General features: G+C 73.7%; 6 protein-coding genes. 2 read left to right on the top strand and 4 right to left on the bottom strand.

Annotated elements, in window-relative coordinates; translation table 11 throughout:
• The 4 genes from E4P38_RS23675 to E4P38_RS22620 form a co-directional block, all read right to left on the bottom strand.
• Window positions 1-229 (bottom strand): NAD(P)-binding protein (locus E4P38_RS23675; protein ID WP_135134245.1); only part of this gene is annotated, 229 nt, incomplete at its 3' end.
• A 27-nt stretch (window positions 230-256) separates the two neighbouring features.
• Entirely contained in the window at window positions 257-1,201 is a 945-nt protein-coding gene (locus tag E4P38_RS22630; RefSeq protein ID WP_135134244.1) for an alpha/beta fold hydrolase, read from the bottom strand.
• A gap of 75 nt (window positions 1,202-1,276) precedes the next feature.
• Window positions 1,277-1,861: a TIGR00730 family Rossman fold protein gene (locus E4P38_RS22625; RefSeq protein ID WP_135134243.1), complete on the bottom strand. Its 585-nt coding sequence runs from the start codon at window positions 1,859-1,861 to the stop codon at window positions 1,277-1,279.
• A gap of 8 nt (window positions 1,862-1,869) precedes the next feature.
• Window positions 1,870-2,328, bottom strand: a complete 459-nt coding sequence (locus E4P38_RS22620) for a MaoC family dehydratase (protein WP_135134242.1) — start codon at window positions 2,326-2,328, stop codon at window positions 1,870-1,872.
• Window positions 2,329-2,432: 104 nt separating this feature from the next.
• Here E4P38_RS22620 and E4P38_RS22615 point away from each other — a divergent pair, with 104 nt between their 5' ends.
• Window positions 2,433-2,909 carry an NUDIX domain-containing protein gene (locus tag E4P38_RS22615; RefSeq protein WP_209309255.1) on the top strand — a complete coding sequence of 159 codons (477 nt, stop codon included), beginning with the start codon at window positions 2,433-2,435 and terminating at the stop codon, window positions 2,907-2,909.
• A 208-nt stretch (window positions 2,910-3,117) separates the two neighbouring features.
• A partial coding sequence (locus tag E4P38_RS22610) for a hypothetical protein (RefSeq protein ID WP_209309254.1) occupies window positions 3,118-3,402 on the top strand: 285 nt, incomplete at its 3' end.

Raw genomic sequence — 3,402 nt, 5'->3', positions numbered from 1 at the left:
TGGTCGGCAGCAGCCCGCGGTTGGCCAGGTCGTAGACCGCCGGCAGCAGCTTCTTTCGGGCCAGGTCGCCGGTGATGCCGAAGACGACGAGCGCGCACGGCTGAGGTACCCGGGGTAGCCGCCGGTCGAGCACCAGCACCCGGGCGCCGGGATCGGCCTGCCGTGCCGCCGCGGCGCAGGCGGCACCGGCCGGGCCACCCCCGACGACGACGACGTCCCAGTGCTCCACCCTGTCGACGCTAGGCAGCCGGACGGGTTACTGCGCGGCGGGGACCGCGGCCGGGATGTCGCCCTTCGTGTCCTGCGACAGCAGGCGCCGCCAGCTGTCGAGGTCGTGCTGCGCGGGTTCGGTGGTCGCGACGAAGTCGAGCAGCACGTCGCAGAAGCGGTCGGGGTCGTCCAGGTGCGGCCAGTGGCCGGCGTTCTCGAACACCTCGACGTGGGCGGTCGGCACGAGCTTGCGGACCGTCTCGGCGTGCAGCGCCGGCACGATCGGATCGCGGCTGCCCCAGATGACCAGCATCGGGATGGCGTTGGCGAGGTACAGCCGGTCCAGCGCGGTGACCGCCTGGCCGCGGGCGTCGACCACCCCCCGCAGGGTGCGGAGGAACGCGCGCCGCGCCTCGACGTCCTTGAGGGCGAGCAGCGCGTCGCCTGCCTCGGCCAGGTCGCGGACCCGGCGCCAACCGGCCGCCTGCCCGACCCGGTGCAGGCCCTGGAAGCCCATCCGCAGCGGCCCGGAGACGCCGGTCAGCGCGGTGAGCACCAGTTCGGCGCCGGGCAGGGTCGCCGCCCGCAGCCCGGCGGACAGCTCGGGGCCGAGCCCGCCGCTGCCGACGAGGGCGAGGCGCTCGCAGCGCTCGGGGAACTGGTAGGCGAACTGCAGCGCGATGCCGCCGCCGAGGGAGTGCCCGACCACGGTCGCCTGCTCGATGTCGAGCACCGACAGCAGGTCGCGCATGCCGTTGGCGTAGGCGGCGATCGAGTAGTCGCCGCGCGGCTTGTCGGAGGCCCCGTGGCCGAGCAGGTCGGGAGCGATGACCGTGTGCGACTCGGCCAGGCGCTCGATCACTCCGGACCAGGTCTGGCAGTTGTTCCCGATGCCGTGCAGCAGGAGGAGGGCGGGACCACTCCCCGCGCGCACGAACGCGCGGCGGTGGCCGTGCACCACGAGCGAATCACGCACCAGGGGAGGGCTCATCACGTCAGTTGACCACGGCGCTGTTGCGCGCGGGTTACCGATCAGTAGGGCCGATCCCGTCTCGGATTCCCTGGGTCAGGGCGGCGGCGGGTCGTGCGGGGCCGCCGTCCACTTGCGGGGCGGGTGCTCGTAGTTCTCGACGAACGTCAGGAGGCTCGTCGCGGAGTGCACCACGCCCAGCGCGTCCAGCCGGACGCCGTCGAGGTAGCCGTCGTCCACCATGCGGTGCAGCTGCGTGAGCAGCGGCTGCCAGAACCCGTCGACGTCGAAGAGCGCGGTCGGCTTGGCGTGCAGCCCGAGCATGCCCCAGGTCCAGGCTTCGAACAGCTCCTCCAGGGTGCCCGCGGCGCCCGGGAGGGCGACGAAGGCGTCGGCCAGGTCGGCCATCACGGCCTTGCGCTCGTGCATCGACTGCACGACCTCCAGGCGCGGGAGGCCGGGGTGGGCGACCTCGTCGTCCACGAGGTGCTGGGGGATGACGCCGACGACCTCCCCACCCGCCGCCAGGGCGGCGTCGGCGATCACGCCCATCAGTCCGACGCGGCCACCGCCGTAGACGATGCCGACGCCGGCCTGCGCCAGCTCGGTGGCGAAGGCCGCGGCCGCGGCACGGTGGGACGGCGGCCCGTCGTGGGAACCGGTGAAGACGGCGATGCGCACGGGTCCGGTCAGCCGCCGTAGTAGCGGTAGACCGGCTCGGCGATGCAGACCGGCTTGTCGCCGCCCTCGCGCTCGATGACCGCCGCAAAGGTCAGCTGCAGGCCCCCGGCGACCTCCTCGACACCCGTCAGCGTCGCGGTCAGCCGGACCTTCGAGCCCACGGGCACCGGCGAGGGGAAGCGCACCTTGTTCAGCCCGTAGTTGATGCCCATCACGGTGTCGGTGACGGAGAGGACCTGGGCGAACAGCGGCACCAGCAGCGACAGGGTCAGGTAACCGTGGGCGATCGGCCCGCCGAACGGGCTCTCGGCCTTTGCGCGCTCGACGTCGACGTGGATCCACTGGTGGTCGCCGGTGGCCTCCGCGAAGAGGTTCACGTGCTGCTGGCCGACCTCGTACCAGTCGCTGGTGCCGAGTTCGGTGCCGATCAGCCCGGGGAGTTCGGCCATGGTCGTCGTCGTGCTCATGCGGTGCGAAGCCTCCGTGGATGCGCGGGTGTCCTTCCCCGCAACCTAGTGCGGCAGCCCCCACCCGGTCGCCGCCGGTTGCGAGGACCGGGTTCACTGGGCGGGTGCTCGCCTCCACCGACGGTTGGACCACGTGCTCCCTGGGCCACAAGCACTGGGGCCGCGCGGGGGCGGCCGGGCTGCTCCTGCACCGCGACGGGGTGAACGGGCCCGAGGTCCTGCTCCAGCACCGCGCGGAGTGGTCGCACCACGGCGGCACGTGGGGCACGCCCGGCGGTGCGCTGCACGAGGGCGAGTCGGTGCAGGTCGGCGCGCTACGCGAGGTGCAGGAAGAGCTCGGACTGAGCCCGGACGACGTCGTCCTCGGGGCAGTGTCCGTCGACGACCACGGCGGCTGGGCCTACACGACCGTCCTCGCCCGGCCGGCCCGCTCGATCGAGCCGTCGGACCTGCGCCTGGACGGCGAGAGCACCGGGGCTGCGTGGCTGCCGGTCGACGGCCTCGACACCGTGGCGCTGCACCCCGGCCTGGCCGCGTCGCTCCACCGGCTCCGCTCCCTGCTCGAGGACGCCGGAAGGTAGTCGGGCGCGTCGGGGCATGAGGTGGCTGAGCGTGGGTAGGCGGTCACCGAGAAGCGCTCCCCCGCTCGCACCACCTAAGGAGCCGGCCCTGTCCCGCCGCCACCGGCACCGCGCACCAGCCACCGCCACCCGCGGTGAACTGGGCAACGGTGCTGCTCGTCATTCGCTGAGCCCGCGCAACCGGTCGCGCCTCGTCCTGGTGCTGGCGATGATCTGTGCCGGGCTGCTGATCGCCGCCCCCCTGGCGTTCGTCCTCACCGACGATCCCGAAGCCGGGCAGAGCCGCGACTCCGACGGCGTCTTCACCGGCACGACCAATGACGGCACGGCGGGCCGTGGCGCGGGCGGACCGACGTCCGTGGCCACCACGAGTTCCCAGTCGCCGGCCGCCCCCGCGGGTGATCCCGCGGCGAACGCCGACCAGGCGGCCGCGGTGGCGGGCACCGACGGATCGGCCGGCGGGGCGGCGGCTGCCCCCGGCTGGGACGGCGGG

Source organism: Blastococcus sp. CT_GayMR16 (assembly GCF_004570875.1).
Taxonomy (GTDB): Bacteria; Actinomycetota; Actinomycetes; order Mycobacteriales; family Geodermatophilaceae; genus Blastococcus_B.
Note: the sequence above shows the minus strand (reverse complement) of the source record. Positions and strands in the feature narration are given on the sequence as shown.